The sequence below is a fragment of the Acinetobacter sp. 24-47-39 genome, assembly GCF_056783825.1.
In genome coordinates, this window is the sequence record NZ_JBWYIP010000011.1 from 17545 (window position 1) to 33928 (window position 16384).

Annotated in this window: 16 protein-coding genes and 1 tRNA gene; 11 read left to right on the plus strand and 6 right to left on the minus strand. The window is 36.9% G+C overall.

Translation table 11 applies throughout. From position 1 onward, the window contains the following. The first annotated feature begins 75 nt into the window (after positions 1–75). From AC1M9C_RS10725 to AC1M9C_RS10750, 6 genes are read left to right on the plus strand one after another with little or no spacing between them, the layout of a single operon-like run. Positions 76–1113 (plus strand): branched-chain amino acid ABC transporter permease, encoded by a 1038-nt coding sequence (locus tag AC1M9C_RS10725; protein WP_481953667.1) that lies wholly within the window; start codon positions 76–78, stop codon positions 1111–1113. Then, positions 1110–2912 carry a branched-chain amino acid ABC transporter ATP-binding protein/permease gene (locus AC1M9C_RS10730; RefSeq protein WP_092767697.1) on the plus strand — a complete coding sequence of 601 codons (1803 nt, stop codon included), beginning with the start codon at positions 1110–1112 and terminating at the stop codon, positions 2910–2912. Before AC1M9C_RS10725 ends, AC1M9C_RS10730 begins: the two co-directional genes overlap by 4 nt. Continuing rightward, on the plus strand, positions 2909–3682 hold the full coding sequence (locus AC1M9C_RS10735; protein ID WP_481953668.1) for an ABC transporter ATP-binding protein: 774 nt from the start codon (positions 2909–2911) through the stop codon (positions 3680–3682). The genes AC1M9C_RS10730 and AC1M9C_RS10735 overlap by 4 nt, the downstream gene beginning before the upstream one ends. Positions 3683–3720: 38 nt before the next feature. Next, positions 3721–4722, plus strand: a complete 1002-nt coding sequence (locus AC1M9C_RS10740; RefSeq protein WP_481953669.1) for a ketopantoate reductase family protein — start codon at positions 3721–3723, stop codon at positions 4720–4722. After that, positions 4712–5455 (plus strand): class II aldolase/adducin family protein, encoded by a 744-nt coding sequence (locus AC1M9C_RS10745; RefSeq protein ID WP_481953670.1) that lies wholly within the window; start codon positions 4712–4714, stop codon positions 5453–5455. Before AC1M9C_RS10740 ends, AC1M9C_RS10745 begins: the two co-directional genes overlap by 11 nt. A 17-nt stretch (positions 5456–5472) precedes the next feature. After that, the gene (locus AC1M9C_RS10750) at positions 5473–6459 is read left to right on the plus strand and encodes a TauD/TfdA family dioxygenase (RefSeq protein WP_481953671.1); all 987 of its coding nucleotides are present in this window, start codon (positions 5473–5475) and stop codon (positions 6457–6459) included. Between the two features lie 607 nt (positions 6460–7066). Here AC1M9C_RS10750 and AC1M9C_RS10755 read toward each other — a convergent pair. Then, complete coding sequence (locus AC1M9C_RS10755) at positions 7067–8428, minus strand: spinster family MFS transporter (RefSeq protein ID WP_179999577.1); 1362 nt, start codon at positions 8426–8428, stop codon at positions 7067–7069. 174 nt (positions 8429–8602) lie between these two features. Between AC1M9C_RS10755 and AC1M9C_RS10760 the strand changes: the two genes are divergently transcribed. Next, positions 8603–9052 (plus strand): MarR family winged helix-turn-helix transcriptional regulator, encoded by a 450-nt coding sequence (locus AC1M9C_RS10760; protein ID WP_481593660.1) that lies wholly within the window; start codon positions 8603–8605, stop codon positions 9050–9052. A gap of 98 nt (positions 9053–9150) precedes the next feature. Next, complete coding sequence (locus AC1M9C_RS10765; RefSeq protein ID WP_481953672.1) at positions 9151–10227, plus strand: nitrilase-related carbon-nitrogen hydrolase; 1077 nt, start codon at positions 9151–9153, stop codon at positions 10225–10227. A 48-nt stretch (positions 10228–10275) separates the two neighbouring features. Here AC1M9C_RS10765 and AC1M9C_RS10770 read toward each other — a convergent pair whose 3' ends face one another. The 5 genes from AC1M9C_RS10770 to cysS form a co-directional block, all read right to left on the minus strand. Continuing rightward, on the minus strand, positions 10276–10935 hold the full coding sequence (locus tag AC1M9C_RS10770) for a cupin domain-containing protein (RefSeq protein ID WP_481953673.1): 660 nt from the start codon (positions 10933–10935) through the stop codon (positions 10276–10278). 230 nt (positions 10936–11165) lie between these two features. After that, positions 11166–11657 carry a hypothetical protein gene (locus AC1M9C_RS10775; RefSeq protein WP_481587676.1) on the minus strand — a complete coding sequence of 164 codons (492 nt, stop codon included), beginning with the start codon at positions 11655–11657 and terminating at the stop codon, positions 11166–11168. After that, positions 11650–11922 carry a hypothetical protein gene (locus AC1M9C_RS10780; protein WP_481587675.1) on the minus strand — a complete coding sequence of 91 codons (273 nt, stop codon included), beginning with the start codon at positions 11920–11922 and terminating at the stop codon, positions 11650–11652. The genes AC1M9C_RS10775 and AC1M9C_RS10780 overlap by 8 nt, the downstream gene beginning before the upstream one ends. Before the next feature lie 571 nt (positions 11923–12493). Next, positions 12494–12569, minus strand: a tRNA-Gly gene (locus AC1M9C_RS10785). A gap of 64 nt (positions 12570–12633) precedes the next feature. After that, a complete protein-coding gene (gene cysS, locus AC1M9C_RS10790) occupies positions 12634–14055 on the minus strand; it encodes a cysteine--tRNA ligase (protein WP_481587674.1) in 1422 nt (473 codons plus the stop codon). A 195-nt stretch (positions 14056–14250) separates the two neighbouring features. Between cysS and AC1M9C_RS10795 the strand changes: the two genes are divergently transcribed. The 3 genes from AC1M9C_RS10795 to lptC are packed head-to-tail and all read left to right on the plus strand — an operon-like array spanning position 14251 to position 16371. After that, a complete protein-coding gene (locus tag AC1M9C_RS10795; RefSeq protein ID WP_481587673.1) occupies positions 14251–15243 on the plus strand; it encodes a KpsF/GutQ family sugar-phosphate isomerase in 993 nt (330 codons plus the stop codon). 3 nt (positions 15244–15246) lie between these two features. Beyond that, positions 15247–15786, plus strand: a complete 540-nt coding sequence (locus AC1M9C_RS10800; RefSeq protein WP_481587672.1) for a KdsC family phosphatase — start codon at positions 15247–15249, stop codon at positions 15784–15786. A gap of 39 nt (positions 15787–15825) precedes the next feature. Continuing rightward, on the plus strand, positions 15826–16371 hold the full coding sequence (gene lptC, locus AC1M9C_RS10805) for an LPS export ABC transporter periplasmic protein LptC (RefSeq protein ID WP_481587671.1): 546 nt from the start codon (positions 15826–15828) through the stop codon (positions 16369–16371). The last annotated feature ends 13 nt before the right edge of the window (positions 16372–16384 follow it).

Consider the following 16384-nt stretch of genomic DNA (forward strand, 5'->3'; position numbering starts at 1 on the left):
TCATAAATGAACTCAGAGCGATATGCATATATCGCTCTAGGTAAATTCATCCTCAAAAAAGGGTAGGAAGATGTTATGGATTTAAATATCGCGTTAATTTTGGGGCAGGATGGTATTACCAGTGGTGCTATTTATGCATTATTAGCGCTATGTATCATTTTAGTTTTTACTGTCACTCGGATATTACTTATTCCATTGGGTGAATTTGCTGTATTTGGTGCATTGACTTTGGCATCCATTCAAGCAGGTATTCCAAGCTTAATAGTTTGGCTGGTCGTTGCGTTTTTTATTGTCAATACAAGTCTGGATTTATACGCTAAATTTTTTAAAAATCAAATATTTAATATCAAAATTTTTATTGCGTCATTGATTTATATTTCTTTGATCGTTATCGCGATGTACACACTACCTTTAGCGACGCTTCCAATGCCAATTCAAGTTTTATTGACTTTGGCTGTGATTACACCGCTTGGTCCTCAAATGTATCGCGCTTTTTTTCAACCTTTAGTGGCAGCCAAACCTTTAGTTTTATTGATCGTGTCGATAGCGGTTCATGTGGCATTAGTCGGTTTAGGACTCGTGATATTCGGTCCAAATGGTGCTCAAACACAACCGTTTAGTGACAAAAGCTTTGAGATTGGGACTCTTGTTTTAAGCAGTCAAACTTTGATCATTATCGTTTCATTCTTTGTGATGATTTTAGTGCTTTGGTATTTCTTTGAAAAAACACTCTATGGTAAGGCTTTGCATGCAACCGCTGTCAATCGAGTCGGTGCACAGCTCATGGGTATTTCTCCAATCTTTGCGGGCAAACTGACTTTTGTTTTAGCTACATTTATCGGAACGTTATCAGGCATTTTAATTGCACCGATCACAACCCTGTATTACGACTCAGGATTTATTTTAAGTCTGAAGGGATTTGTAGGGGCAATCATTGGAGGACTAATCAGCTTCCCAGTCGCAGCAATTGGTGCCGTGATTGTTGGTGTTATTGAGTCTTTCTCCATGTTTTGGGCAAGTGATTACAAAGAAATCATCGTCTTTACATTAATTATTCCTTTCTTACTTTGGAAATCACTCACAACTCGTCATGTTGAGGAGGATGAAGAATGAAATCAAAAACTTATTTCTTTATATTTGCGCTAATTGTATTCATCAGCCCATTTTTTTTACCGACCTATCAAGTCACTTTATTGAACTATATTGGTCTAAATGCATTAGTCGTGTTAGGTCTTGTATTGGTGACAGGCGTTGGAGGCATGACTACATTTGGTCAAGCAGCCTTAGTTGGAATTGGCGCATACGCAACTGCTTACTTAACTGTGACTGAACAATTACCAAGTTTCCTCGCATGGACAGGTGGCAATCCTTGGTTTGGACTTCTGCTCGGAATAGTCATTACAGTCGCATCTGCGATTTTGGTGGGTGGCTTAACACTTAAACTTTCAGGGCATTATCTGCCTTTAGGTACGATCGCTTGGGGCATTTCACTTTATTATTTCTTTTCGACCATTGAAACTTTAGGTGGGCATTCTGGAATTTCGAATATTCCCTCTATTTCTATCGCAGGATTTGCCTTTGATAACGGCAACAAAATGTTCTACCTCATTTGGCTCATTGTATTTATTGCCATTATTTTGACAAAAAATCTTTTAAATTCTCGAGAGGGTCGAGCAATCCGTGCTTTGAAAGGCGGACAAGTAATGGCTGAGTCTATGGGCGTAAATACGTTTAGAGCAAAAATGATCATCTTTGTGATTGCTGCAATTTTTGCATCAATTTCAGGGTGGCTTTATGCACACACGCAAACTTTTATTAACCCGACACCTTTTGGACTCCAAATGGGTATCGACTACTTGTTTATGGCGTTGTTAGGCGGTGTCGGTAGTATTTGGGGGGCAATATTAGGTGCAGGCATATTCACCATGGTACGCCAATGGTTGCAAGACGCTTTGCCTATTATTTTTGGCGGACAAGGTCATTATGAAACAATCGTATTTGGATTAATCATTGTTGTATTGATGCAAAAAGCACCATCAGGGATTTGGTCATTTATTACTAAGTTGATCCCAAATAAATATAAGCCTGTAGATTTATATCCTTCAATCCACCCCATTCCTCAAATGGACAAAGTAGAAAATCAAATCAACAAGGGTGAATTGATATTAGATGCGAAGAACATCACGAAAAAATTTGGTGGCTTAGTTGCGAACAATGAAATGAATCTGAAAATTCACGCTGGAGAGGTTCTCGCTTTAATTGGTCCGAATGGTGCTGGTAAAAGTACCATGTTCAATCAAATATCAGGTGTAGATGTTCCAACAAGTGGTGAAGTTTTATTTAAAGGTAAAAAAATAAATGGCATACCATCCAGAGAAATTGCCAAATTAGGATTAAGTCGCACATTCCAACACGTAAAAATATTGCCTGAAATGACTGTATTAGAAAATACAGCCATAGGTGCACATTTGCGCGGAGAAAAAAGTGTCATCTCATCCATGTTACTTCTTGATCGAGTTGAAGAAAATGAACTTCTCAATGAGGCTAAATATCAACTAGAACGTGTAGGGCTTGGAGAATATTTGTATGTCGAAGCTGGCAGTTTGGCACTCGGGCAGCAACGTATTTTAGAAATTGCACGTGCTTTATGTGCGAACCCAAGCTTATTACTACTTGATGAGCCCGCAGCAGGATTAAGATTTAAAGAGAAACAAGCCTTAGCTGAACTTCTATCTAAATTACGTGCTGAAGGTATGGCAATTCTCTTGGTCGAGCATGATATGGACTTTGTCATGAATCTCGCAGACCGAATTGTGGTCATGGAGTTCGGTCAAAAAATTGCTGAAGGATTACCAGAAGAAATTCAAAAAAATGAAGCTGTATTGGAAGCTTATTTAGGAGGTGCTGCATGATCACAATGCTTGGAAATCAAGAGGGCACGCCTCTGCTAGAATTAAATAATTTGAGTGTTGCTTATGGAAAAGTCGAAGCGCTTTCAAATTTTAATATGCGTGTAAATCAAGGCCAAATTGTTTCTGTTGTTGGTCCAAATGGTGCGGGTAAAACAACTTTATTGTCTGCAATTATGGGGGTGCTGGGTTCTAAAGGAAACGTCGATTTCGATGGGCATGTGGAGCAATGTCCACAGGTTGAGCAAATGGTCATTCGTGGGCTCGGATTAGTGCCTGAAAAACGGGAGTTATTTGGCACAATGTCTATTGAAGACAATCTTATGCTTGGCGCTTTTCAACGCTATCGCCAAAGAGACAAAGAAATTTTCAGCACTTTAGATGAAGTGTATGACATTTTTCCTCGTTTGAAAGAAAGACGATCTCAGCAAGCAGGAACACTTTCTGGTGGTGAACGACAAATGCTTGCAGTAGGTCGTGCACTCATGGCTAAACCTAAATTGTTGATGCTTGACGAGCCGAGTTTGGGATTAGCGCCACTCATCACCCGAGAAATTTTTAAGGTGATTGACCAATTAAGAGGACATGGCGTGTCTATCTTGTTAGTTGAGCAGAATGCTAGAGCTGCTTTAAAACTTGCAGATTATGCTTATGTCTTAGAAATGGGAGAGCTTTCAATGGAAGGAAAGGGCTCTGATTTAGTTGAAGATCCAAGAATCATCGAAAGTTACTTAGGAATTAATAGTAAGCATCAAGACGTATTAGCTATTTAGAACATAACTACTTATACGCTTTTCAGGGTTTTGAATGGATGTCAAAAAAAATTTTGGTATATGGTGCTGGAGCCATAGGCTGTGTAGTTGCTGCTAGATTAACGCTAGCAGGACACCAAGTCACTGTTTTAGCGCGAGGGGAAAAAGTCGAAACGCTAAAGCAAAAAGGGATTCATTTAAAAGATGTACTGGGTGAATTTCAAGTACATCCATCTCGAATTGTGGATACTGAAGAATGCATTGAAAAACAGGATTTTATCTTTATAGCAACGAAGTTTAACGCTTTATACGAAATCTCAACTCAGCTGAAGCGTTATATGCATAACGCGACAGTCATCGTGCCGTTAATGAATGGCATACCCTTTTGGTATTTTTACGGTTTAGAGAATAACTCTGAACATTCAAGCATAAATTGTTTAGATCAACAGGGCGTTTTAAATGACCATTTTCCATTAGAACATTTAATTGGCGCTGTCGTATTTATTACAGCGCAAAGTGTCAATGGAAATGAGGTCAAATCAGACAATCCATATTTGTTGATCTTTGGTGAGCCGAGTCATCAAATGACTGAACGATTAGATGCGCTTGTTGAATTGTTTGAAAATACAAGTATCGAAGCACGACCCGTAGAAAACATCCGAGATCAAATTTGGACCAAGGTTATGGCTAACTTGAGCTCCAATCCATTATCGGTTGTGGCTGATGCTCCGCTAAGTAAAATTTATGCTGATCAAAATTTAATTCGAATTACTCAACAAATTTTATATGAAGTTCGAGCTGTTGCGGCTTGCTATGGCGCTCGTATCAATATCGACCCAAACACATTTTTAAAGTTAGGTTCAGAGATGGGGGAAACATATACATCAATGTGGCATGACTACAAAAATCATCGCCCTTTAGAGTTAGCACCCATTGCAGAAGCTGTATTTGAATTGGCAGATGCTTATGAATGTCCGATGCCGACATCCAAACTTATATATGAATTAACGGTCTATTTAAGCGAACAAGCCAGAACAAGGAATAATGAAGATGAAAAATAATGTATTGAATGTCTCTGAAGCTGAATGGGAGCTCAGAGTTAAATTAGCGAATTGTTATCACCTTATTGATTATTTTGGTTGGACGGAAACAATTTTTAATCATGTCTCAGCGCGCTTACCAGGAGCTGAACACTATTATTTAGTAAATCCTTTCGGCTTGAACTATACGGAAATCACACCCGAAAATTTATTAAAAGTAGATTTAAATGGTAATAAAGTAATTCATTCTGAATATGATGCCAATTCTGCAGGATTTGCTTTACATAGTGCTGTTCATGGTGCTCGTGATGATATTCGATGTTTAATACATACACATACCACACCAATCAGTGCCATTGCACAAAAGAAAGATGGCTTTAAAAATGACAATTTTTATGGTGCGCAGTTATATGGTCGGGTAGGCTATCATGCCTTTGAAGGCATTACCTTATTCGAAGAAGAAAAACAAAGAATGATCAAAAGTTTAGGTGATCATCACATTCTGGTACTTAGAAATCATGGTGTAGCTGTGGGAGAGAGTACGATTGAAAAAGCTTTTTTCCTACTCTGGACAGTTCAACGAGCCGCAGAAATACAATGCCAGGCGGATTCAATGCGTGGTGACGATGTTGAATTAGATCATATCGTAAAACAGAAGTGTGCAGACTTAACTCAAATGTTAATTCAAGAAAGTGCTTTCGCAGATAAATTTTTTAATGCAATGGTTCGAAAAATGCAGGAAAACAAACACTAGTTCAGGGATAGATTGCGATGAATACGATATTAAAAGAGAAAATCAGTCATAAGTCGGCATGGGTGGGCAAAGACCTAAAAAATCAGACAGATTGGATTTATTATTTAAGCGAAGAAATGCTTCATGAATTAAGCCAAAATTTGCAATTGATAGAACAACAAGATCTAGAAATTGATCAATTGAATAACACGCATTTAACGATTAATAATCCACAAGTTTTATCTGAATTTAAAAAATATGCCGATGAGCTTGAGAATGGATATGGTTTCTTTCTATTAAAAGGTTTAGATGTCTCTAAATTTAGTGAACGCCAATTGGAGATTATTTACTATTTAATTGGCATGTATATGGGTCAACCCGTTACCCAAAATCCTAAAGGCGATTTATTGGGTAAAGTAGAAAACGTTGGTGATCTTAACAACAAATCAACGCGAGTTTATGAAACAAACGCATATCTCCCTTACCACACTGACTTATCTGACGTAGTTGGATTGCTATCAATTAGAAAAGCAAAGAATGGAGGATTAAGTAGTCTCGTCAGTGCTGCCACAGTCTACAATAGAATTTTAGAAAATTATCCTGAATATCTAGGTTATTATTATCATCCGACTTATTGTGATCATCTTGGTGACTCTGAACCAACACTCACGCCTATATTTAGCTTTTATGACAATAAATTAAGTTGTCGATACTTAAGAGCATATATTGAACTAGGACATGAGCGAAAAGGAATCCCTTTATCCAGAGTTCAAGTCGATGCGCTTGATATTTTCGATCAATACATACAAGATCCTGATCTCAGGCTAGATATGATGCTTGAACCGGGTGATATGCAGTTCTGTAATAACTATTGTGTAATGCATTCACGATCATCATTTATAGATGATGAAGACATCTCAAAGCGAAGAAAATTATTAAGATTATGGTTAAAAATGCCTAATGCCCGATCTTTAGCCAAGGATTTCCCAGGTAGAAATGGTATTCAAAAAGTAAATCTTTCATAAAAATGCTCAATATTTGACTACAACCTGACTCGGACTTTTAAGGCCGAGTCTTTTTTTTGCGATTACTCAAAAGTTATAAGACTGAATCTGATTTAGAGATGAGTATAAAAAATAATTACAGTCTAATTCGATTGATCACCTAATCAATATTTTTTTTCACTCACGTGCTATATGGTTCGGCTTCATATCGTCTAACAATATTCACACTTTGAATGAGTTAAGTTAAATCAGCTTCTGGAAGTGAGTTTTCCTTATTCAGGAGTCCTGAACGCATTTTAGTAAATTTGAGAGTGATTTCTATTCAAGTTGTTGAGGGAGAATAATCTGCTCTTCAAACGAAAAATGTTGAAAGCCTAGATCTGACAGGGGATACGTCGTTTATCTTTATTTAATCGGGCATCGGACATGGGTCATCATCATAATGCGGCTTTGGCTTGCAAGAAGTAGGTGTTGATTATTTTTTTCTACCTTTGCTTAGTTTAATCATTATTGACTCTCAGTTGAGAAAAAAGAACTCGAACAGATGTTCGAGTTCTTTTTCTAAAATAAACTAAATCTGAGCTTAGATTTTAGAAAATGCTTTATGTAATTTTGCTCAAATCACGTCTTATCTGACCATTTCATCTTTTTCTACATCTAGACTTTTCACAAAATGTTTACATCCTGTTTTGAGTAAAATAATAGTCAATAATGCTGAGAATCCACCTACGATTGAAATTGAATAACCCACCATGTTGGTATCCCCGAATACTTTATCGGTAATTAATGCGACTAAAGTTGTTCCAATACCTAAACCAATTAAGCTACTGATTAACAAGAAAATTGCAGAAATTTGAGCTCGTAATTGATTTGGAGCTAAAATTTGCATAGCTGCTGTTGAGGTTGGCATTGGGAAAGATGCAAAGAACATAGCCACTGTAAAAATAGCAACAGATAACCACAGTGAGTCTACTAATGTATAGCTAATAATAGGTAAGATAATTCCTAAACCACCTAAATAACCAGCATACATTGCAGCATCACGTCGACCTTTACTTGTCAGATAATCAGTTAACCAGCCTGCAAAGAAAACGCCAGATGTGTTTGCGATAAGTAGAATCGTTCCTAACATATAACCTGTTTCAACAGGACTTAGACCAAAGTTACGCATATAAAATGCAGGTGACCAGCTCATGACACAAAACAATGCCATTGCATAGAATGTGAAGCCCATGTAGTGACAAGTAAATGTCTTACTGTGCTTTTTTAAGAATTTAAACGAATCCGTAAATTTAACTTTTACGACATTACCTGACGCATCGAGTTTTTGTCCTGTTCGTTGCGGATCTCTTACTGTTAAAATAAATAAAAGACCAATAAAAACGCCTGGCAATCCAACCAGAATAAAGGCAACTTGCCAAGCCTTCATCATGCCGAGTAAAGGAACATCAATAAACGTTGCATCTTTTAATAAGCTGATCACATAGCCGCCAACGAGAAAAGCCATCCCTCCACCGATAAAAGAACCAATGGAGTAAATACCTACGGCTTTACCTAATTTGTCTTTACTGAACATATCACTAAACATGGAATATGCTGCGGGTGATAATGCTGCTTCACCAATGCCGATCCCCATTCTTGAAAGAAAAAGTTGAATGAAGTTTTTACTTAGACCACAAGCCGCTGTTGCTAAGCTCCAAAAAATAATGCCAATTGCAATAATTTTTGGTCGGGAAAATCGGTCTGCTAAATAAGCGATAGGCAATCCCATAAATGCGTAAAATAGGGAAAAAGCTAAACCGTGCAATAGACTAAACTGAGTATCAGTTAAATTTAAATCTGCTTTGATCGGTTCAATCATCAAGACTAAAATTTGTCGATCAATATAAGAAAATATATAAGCCAACATACATAGTGTGACTACGTACCAAGCGTATCTCGTATTTTTTTTGACCGAAGCGGGTTCTTCAGCATTTAGAGTATTCTGCATTTTCGTATCCTATATCCTTAAGGGTTTGATTTTTATTCCATTATTTTTTTAGCTAAACTGTGACTAGGTATTCAAATTTCAGCAGCATTAGTCATATATAATGCAAAGTTAAACTCAAATACTTTTTTATCAGCATACTGATAATATTTATGATTTTATAAAAGGGCAATAGGTATGTTTAAAAAAAATACGAATTCACCTGAAATATTTGATAATGAATCGGGTTACCTTGGATTTTTATTAAGAAAGACATCCCATGTATATCGTTTAAAAATGGAGCGTGTACTTGCTGAATATTCAATCACTCCACCACAGTTCACAATTTTGAAAATTATTTTGACTTACCCAGGTTTCACAAATGCGGAAATAGCACGTTTTGCTTCATTAACACCGCAAACAGTAAATTTGATGATCTCAAAATTAGAAAAACAAAATATTCTCTACAAAACTTCTCATTCTACGAATAAGAAAATTCAATTAATTGAGATAACAGATTTAGGGAAAAAACTTATGGAAGATTGTGGTGATGCTATTGATCGTTTAGAAGATTCTTTAGTCGATGGTTTTAGTGAAAGTGAAATAAGAATCGTAAGGAAATGGATGAAAAAAATTAATGAAGAATAATTTTCTAAATTATTTGGTTTTTGAACTTGCATAATTATCAGCACACTGATAATTTTTAAGTACATTAAAAAAACTGAATGGATTTAGAGGAAAACAAAATGATCAAACCTTATGGTGTAGTAGGATTAGTTCCAACAATATGGGGCACAAGTTGTAGAGCAGATATTATGAAAAATATCTCTCATTTAGAGGAACTTACATCCGGTGCATTATGGTTGAGTTCTTTAGATATTCCAGTAAGACTGTTGGTTCTCCCAGAGGGAGCATTACAGGGCTTCAACGATGAAGCACTCGATGTTGATATTCAAGAATTCTTGGATGATGGTGCGATCGATATACCAGGCCCTGAAACAGATCGTTTAGGTGAATTAGCTAAAAAGCATAATGTTTTTATCATGGCGCAAGCCAAAGCTAAAAATGAGGATTGGTCAGGCATTATGTTCAATGTCGGATTTATTATAAATCCTCAAGGCGAAATTATTTTAAAACACCACAAAATGTCTGCTTTATTGCCATGCGAGCGTTCAGCATCACCTCATGATTTGTATGATGAGTGGGTAAAAAAATATGGCGAAGAGCTTCAATCATTTTGGCCAGTAGTTGATACGGAAATTGGTCGATTGGGCATCATGATGGCAATGGAAGGTAATTTTCCAGAAAATGGTCGAGGCCTAGCGATGAATGGTGCTGAAGTCGTCTATCGTGCATCTTTACCAGCTTCATTTACGGAAAATGATGTATTTGAAATCTCCAATCGTGCTCGTGCTTTAGAAAATAATATGTACGTAGTAGCACCTAATATTGGTGGAATGTATCTTGATGGAAATACATTAGCACCGATCGATTGTGGTGGTGGTCTTTCTATGATTGTGGACCATAAAGGTAAAATAGTGGGTAAACAGCATGATACCAATGGATCTACCTATGTGACTGGTGTAGTCGATATTGAGGCACTTCGTTATCATCGTACACACGCTCAGGTGACCAATTGGATGAAAGATATACGTTCAGAATGCGCACAATTAATTTATAAAAATAATATATATCCTAAAAATTTGTATTTGCAGCAAAAACAGGGACATCACGACGAATATAAAGCGGAAGTGATTGATAAGCAAATTCAGAAGCTTATTGATATGGGTGTCTGGAAAAAAAGCGCATATGATGAGTCTTAATCAATGCACTAGCTTAAAAACCCAATAATGTATTGGGTTTTTTTGGGTTTATATATTTTTTAAATGATCTTTTTTTACATAAATCAAAGCGCCAGAAGCACCTGCTTTGAATTCAATACGATGTTGAGTCGGAAACCTCATCCACGAACCAGCTGAATAATGTCGTTCATTCATCACCAATTCACCTTCGATCATGAAAATTTCAATACCGTTATGATATGTTGATTCGAAAAATTGTTGGCTTTCGAGTTTTTCGAGAAAGGTGTGTTCATGCTCAGATTGAAACAGTTGGCAAATCTTTCTGTTGTTTAAATAGGTCCAGTTTCGCTCGTCACGAGTATCAATTCGGGTAGCTAATTTTTCTTCTTCAGACATTTGCATGAGTTTCACCAAGATCAGACATCCATCTACGCTCGAGACAATATGTTTAGAAAGGTGAGGATTTCGCATATACCATCCAGATGGATAGTGCTGATGATCATCTTCAGTAAAAGTCCCGTTTAACACTAGAACTTCTTCACCAAAGGGGTGTTGATGCTCTGGGAACTGAGAATTTGAAGGGAACTCAACTAAGCTGGTTGCTCTTGCTTGTTCTAGGCCAACACGATCGAACATCATTCGTTTAACTTCGCCTCTTGGGGATTGAACCCATTGATAATCCTCTGGAGTAATCATCACAGGTTGAGAGAAGTCAGCATTTAATCTCATGCTTTTAGCCTAAAAAAGTACATTAAAGTGATTAATTTTATCAAAAAAAGCGTGAATTTAAGATGAAAACCTTTGCTAGTTCGAGAGTGATTGGGCGTGGAGCAACTTTGACTTTGGTCAGTTAGTTCCTCTTTTCTCTTTCTCATAATTTAATCTAGGTCGACTTTATTTGAGAATCTAAGTCAATAAAAAAGCACTTTATAAGTGCTTAATTGCAACATAAGAATGAACTAGTTCGGGATATTTGATTGTTTTACGATACATGGATATTCAAACGTTCCAGCGGTAGTATCTTTCAATAAATTTGACCAAAGTTTATTTTTGGTATTAATCCAACCATAAATATCTTCATAGAACTCCGAGTTAAAATTAGCTTTTTCAATGTAAGATTTATTGAGTAGAAATTTAGTCATTAAGCACATTGAGTTAAGCTCTACAGGATTACGATCTTTTTCTAGACTGAAGTTATTTTTGGCTTCTTTTTCATACTTACGAAGCATAGTTGCTTTTAAAAGAGTAGATTCGAATAACTCCATTGTTAAATTATTTGGGGAGGTTTGATTAGCTAAAGCAAAAATATTTCCATCAATACGTAACATTGTAGGTAAAAAACTTGCTTGAATATCCACTTCTTGTTGAAGTGAAGGCGATGAATTACATCCAGTAGAAAACAATGCAGCAGTTAAAATAGTAACTATTAATAAATGTGAATTTTTAAGCATCAGGATAAATTCCTTGTTCAGCTAAAACCTTTAGCATTTTTGGATTATAATCTTGGTTGAAGAGTAATTTGTACATTGAGCGGTTGATTTTCTCACCACTATTTTTCATCTGTAAAACTGCCGCACAAGCCATTACAACACTAATATTAAGATCATCTAAAGTACCCTTGAGTCCAATCAGATCTTGAATAGCGAAAGTTGTTCCAAACCTAGTTTTAAACTCATGACTTTTAAATTCTGCAACGATTAATGCTGCTTCTTTCACAACACTTTTTTTAAATATTCCTGAAAGAGAACGTAAATTCTTGTGTGGTAGCTTATTGCAGATAATAGATTCTCATGTGGTGAACATCATGTTCTAATCCAAAACGAATTGCTAATGTGTATTCTAGCTTATTTGTATTTGCTACGTGTTTCCATATATGAGTAAGTATCACGGTTGAACTATTTAGTTGGTGATTAGACTTTAAAAAGAAAATGCTTGCCTGACAGAACATTTCAGTTTCATTAGGGTAGCCCTACCATGCATTAGCATTACTAAGAACTGATTCCGTGTTTGGACCTAATTTTTCAGTGCCTTAAAATTAATATGTGCAAGACTATTACTAACTATAATAGCTGAAACTATTGTTTTGCATTAATACAGTAATCGATTTCTAAATTTTTGGTTTCTAACCTTTCATTTAAATCTCATTTTTTAAAATAATTTGTCTGTTACATGTATTGTTGAAGTGTTCAATTGACTCTTTCCAATAATTTAATCTAGGTCGACTTTATTTGAGAATCTAAGTCAATAAAAAAAAGCCTCAATCTTTCGAATGAAGCTTTTAAAATTTTGGAGCGGGAAACGAGACTCGAACTCGCGACCCCAACCTTGGCAAGGTTGTGCTCTACCAACTGAGCTATTCCCGCAATATGGTGTGAATTATAGTGATTTTGCACACCCTGTCAACACTTCCAAAATTTAATTGATGAATTAATCAGCACGCCGCCATAAAGTTCCTTGACGCGTATCTTCAAGTACAATGCCTTGATCAAGAAGATTTTGGCGAATCTCATCTGCACGTGCAAAGTTTTTCTCTTTCTTGGCATCTTTGCGTTGTTGAATGAGATCTTCAATTTCATCATTACTCAAAGATAAGCTTTCTTGACCAATATCTGATTTTAGGAATTCATCAACATTATGTTGAACAAGACCTAAGATATTGGTCAGATGGCGCAAGGTGGCATAATATATGGCCGCCTGTTCAGCAATTTCGTCTTTTACGGCACGATTTAATTCTTTATTGATTTCAAAAAGTACGGCAATCGCTTCTGATGTGTTGAAATCATCCCGCATTGCTGCATTAAACTTTTCAACGAGTGCTTCATCGTATTGCGAATTAATTTCGGCACCATATATCTGTTGATATGCTTTAAATGAATGATAAAAACGACTTAATGTGTTTTTAGCTTCTTTAAGCGCAGTATCAGAAAAATTCACAGGGCTACGATAGTGTGATGAAACGATAAAGTAACGAATAACTTCAGGATGGAATTTTTCCATGACATCGCGAATCGTGAAAAAATTGCCTAAAGATTTAGACATTTTTTCACCATCGACATTGATAAAGCCTACGTGCATCCAATAGTTTACATATTGTTCGCCAGTTGCAGCTTCACTTTGTGCGATTTCATTTTCGTGATGGGGGAAGGTCAAGTCAGACCCACCACCATGAATATCAAAATGATTACCAAGGCAACATGTAGACATTGCTGAACATTCAATATGCCAACCTGGACGACCATTCCCCCAAGGAGATTTCCAAGAAGGTTCATTTTCTTTTGCATGCTTCCATAGCACAAAATCGAAAGGATGTTTCTTTTCAACTTCAACATCGACTCGTTCGGAAGCACCTGCTTGCATGTCTTCGAGTTTACGACCAGATAGACGCCCGTATTTTTTAAATTTTTCAACTTCGAAGTACACATCACCGTTTGACGCAGGATATGCAGTGCCATTATTGACCAAAGTACCAATCATATTTTGCATTTGATCGATATACTCTGTCGCACGAGGTGCTTCATCAGGTGCCAAGCATCCTAAATTAGCAGCATCTTCATTCATTGCCTGAATAAAGCGATCAGTGAGTGCTGTAATGCTTTCACCATTTTCATTTGCACGTGCAATGATTTTGTCATCAATGTCAGTAATATTGCGAATATATTTAACTTTCCAACCTTGGCTACGAAGAAAACGAATAATATAGTCAAATGCAACCATAACCCGAGCATGACCAATATGACAGTAGTCGTAAACTGTCATCCCACAGACATACATATCAATATGTCCTGCTTTGCGTGGTACAAACTCAACTTTTTTTCGTTGCTCTGAGTTATATAGAACAAATGGTTGCATAGGTCTTCAAAAAGCTAAAAAAATGGTGGTTCATCTTAACCTAAGGCTTATCTTTCACAAAGTTTTATGCGTAAAAAATCTATGCAAATGAAATTTATACATTTAAGAAAAAGATACTTGCATGCTTATGTTAATATATGAAGAATAATTTAATGATTGAAATTGTGGCTGAATCCAGCCTCAAGGTGCCCAGATTTGAATTCTGAAAATACTACATATCCAATTGATTTTCAAAAGGTTGCAAAAGAAACCTTAGAGATTGAGCGTCAAGCTTTATCGGTACTATCCAGTCAGATTGATGATCGTTTTTCCCAAGCATGTCAAATTATCCTACAGTGTCAAGGTCGTTTAGTGGTCACTGGTATGGGGAAATCTGGTCATATCGGTCGAAAAATGGCTGCAACATTTGCATCAACAGGAACTCCGTCTTTCTTTATGCATCCAGGTGAAGCTGGTCATGGTGATCTCGGGATGTTAGTGCGTGGAGATGTGCTGATCGCGATTTCAAACTCTGGTAAAAGTGATGAAATCATGATGTTAATGCCACTCATCAAACATTTGGGTGTGCCATTGATAACAATTTCAGGTGATGACCGTGGACCAATGCCACAGAACGCTGATGTTGCGCTTACACTTGGTCATATTCAAGAGGCATGCCCATTAGGTTTGGCACCAACTTCAAGCACGACAGCGACTTTAGCTTTAGGTGATGCTTTGGCTGTTGCTTTACTTGAAGCGCGTGGATTTACTGCAAATGATTTTGCCATGTCGCATCCAGCTGGTGCACTCGGTAAGCGATTACTGTTGCATGTTAAACATCTGATGCACGTGGGTGACTCTCTACCAAAAGTTTCACCAGATACACCAATGAATAAAGTTTTATACGAAATATCAAACAAACGTCTCGGATTAACCACAATTGTGGATGAAAATGATGTTCTGTTAGGTATATTTACGGATGGTGACTTGCGACGTCTCATTGATAAGCAACAAGGTTTTGATGTTAATCTTGCTGTATCAAAGGTTATGATTGAAAATCCTCTAACCATTTCACAAGAAGCAAGAGCGGTTGAAGCGCTAGAGCAAATGAATGCTAAAAAAATCAATCAATTTGTAGTAGTCAATGATGCCAAACAAGTGATTGGTGTGATTAGCATGCACGATTTAATTCAAGCTGGGGTAAATTAATTCATGGCATCTTATGTATTGTTAGAACAAGCACGACATATCGAAGCGTTGGTTTTGGATGTGGATGGTATTCTAAGTGATGGTTTTGTAACGTTGACGAACTCAGGTGATGAAATTAAGTCATTTGATATTCGTGATGGACTTGGGATGAAACTTGTTCAGCAAGCTGGAATTAAAGTTGTCATTATTACCGGTCGCCAAAGCAATATTGTGGCAAAGCGTATGAATGATCTAGGTGTAGACTTAGTTTATCAGGGGCGTGAAGACAAAGGGACTGCCTTACAGCAAGCTTGTACGCAACTGGGTTTAAAACCAGAAGATTGCTTGTATATGGGGGATGATTGGCCAGATTTATCAGCTTTTGCGATTGCGGGAATGAAAGTAACAGTGCCAAATGGTCATGTTGAAGTTCGTCGTCGTGCAGACCTTGTAACCCAAGCTTATGGTGGTCGTGGCGCTGTGCGTGAAATTTGTGACATGTTATTGTTGTCAAAAGGGGTTTACCATGAACTTCTTGAAAAATATTTGGCTGTAACGCATTAATATGCAGTTGATATGAACGCTGAATATAGTTGATGATTTATGGATACTAAAGTTTTATACATTACTGCTGTTATTGTTGCTGCTATAAGTGGTGGCTATTATTATTACAGCGGTAAAGGGAAAAAATTAGAGGGTTCATCCGCTCAATCGATGACATATTCAGCAAAGAATATTAATCTTTTGCAAACTGATGAAAAAGGCATGCTTTATGTTAAGGCTACAGTGGATGAGCTGAACCAAGATATGAAACAGAAAACATCAAGCTTGCAGAATTTAAATGCCAGCATGTTTACTGATAATGTAGAAGACGCTACGTTTTATGCTAAACAAGCGCATGGTTACAATGACAATGAGAAGATTGTGTTATCTGGAGATGTTGTTGCAACCAAGCAAGGAGAAATGGGCAAAATGGTTTTTCGAACCGATGCGCTTACAGGATATCCAAAAACAAGAAAGCTTGAAACATCTGAGCAAGTTACTGTACAAACACCAAAAGCAGATTTTGTCAGCCAAGGCTTAGAAGCAGATTTGAATGAAGGTCAGTACGATTTTAAAAATATTCGAGGAAAGTATGCACCAAACTAAACCTTCTTATTTA

Excerpts from the sequence above, each read along its gene's own strand:
- AC1M9C_RS10765 (WP_481953672.1), top strand. The coding sequence starts at position 9,151 with ATGATCAAACCTTATGGTGTAGTAGGATTAGTTCCAACAATATGGGGC.
- AC1M9C_RS10750 (WP_481953671.1), top strand. The coding sequence starts at position 5,473 with ATGAATACGATATTAAAAGAGAAAATCAGTCATAAGTCGGCATGGGTG.
- AC1M9C_RS10800 (WP_481587672.1), top strand. The coding sequence starts at position 15,247 with ATGGCATCTTATGTATTGTTAGAACAAGCACGACATATCGAAGCGTTG.
- AC1M9C_RS10730 (WP_092767697.1), top strand. The coding sequence starts at position 1,110 with ATGAAATCAAAAACTTATTTCTTTATATTTGCGCTAATTGTATTCATC.
- AC1M9C_RS10760 (WP_481593660.1), top strand. The coding sequence starts at position 8,603 with ATGTTTAAAAAAAATACGAATTCACCTGAAATATTTGATAATGAATCG.
- AC1M9C_RS10770 (WP_481953673.1), bottom strand. The coding sequence starts at position 10,935 with ATGAGATTAAATGCTGACTTCTCTCAACCTGTGATGATTACTCCAGAG.
- cysS (WP_481587674.1), bottom strand. The coding sequence starts at position 14,055 with ATGCAACCATTTGTTCTATATAACTCAGAGCAACGAAAAAAAGTTGAG.
- lptC (WP_481587671.1), top strand. The coding sequence starts at position 15,826 with ATGGATACTAAAGTTTTATACATTACTGCTGTTATTGTTGCTGCTATA.
- AC1M9C_RS10725 (WP_481953667.1), top strand. The coding sequence starts at position 76 with ATGGATTTAAATATCGCGTTAATTTTGGGGCAGGATGGTATTACCAGT.
- AC1M9C_RS10775 (WP_481587676.1), bottom strand. The coding sequence starts at position 11,657 with ATGCTTAAAAATTCACATTTATTAATAGTTACTATTTTAACTGCTGCA.
- AC1M9C_RS10755 (WP_179999577.1), bottom strand. The coding sequence starts at position 8,428 with ATGCAGAATACTCTAAATGCTGAAGAACCCGCTTCGGTCAAAAAAAAT.
- AC1M9C_RS10740 (WP_481953669.1), top strand. The coding sequence starts at position 3,721 with ATGTCAAAAAAAATTTTGGTATATGGTGCTGGAGCCATAGGCTGTGTA.
- AC1M9C_RS10735 (WP_481953668.1), top strand. The coding sequence starts at position 2,909 with ATGATCACAATGCTTGGAAATCAAGAGGGCACGCCTCTGCTAGAATTA.
- AC1M9C_RS10745 (WP_481953670.1), top strand. The coding sequence starts at position 4,712 with ATGAAAAATAATGTATTGAATGTCTCTGAAGCTGAATGGGAGCTCAGA.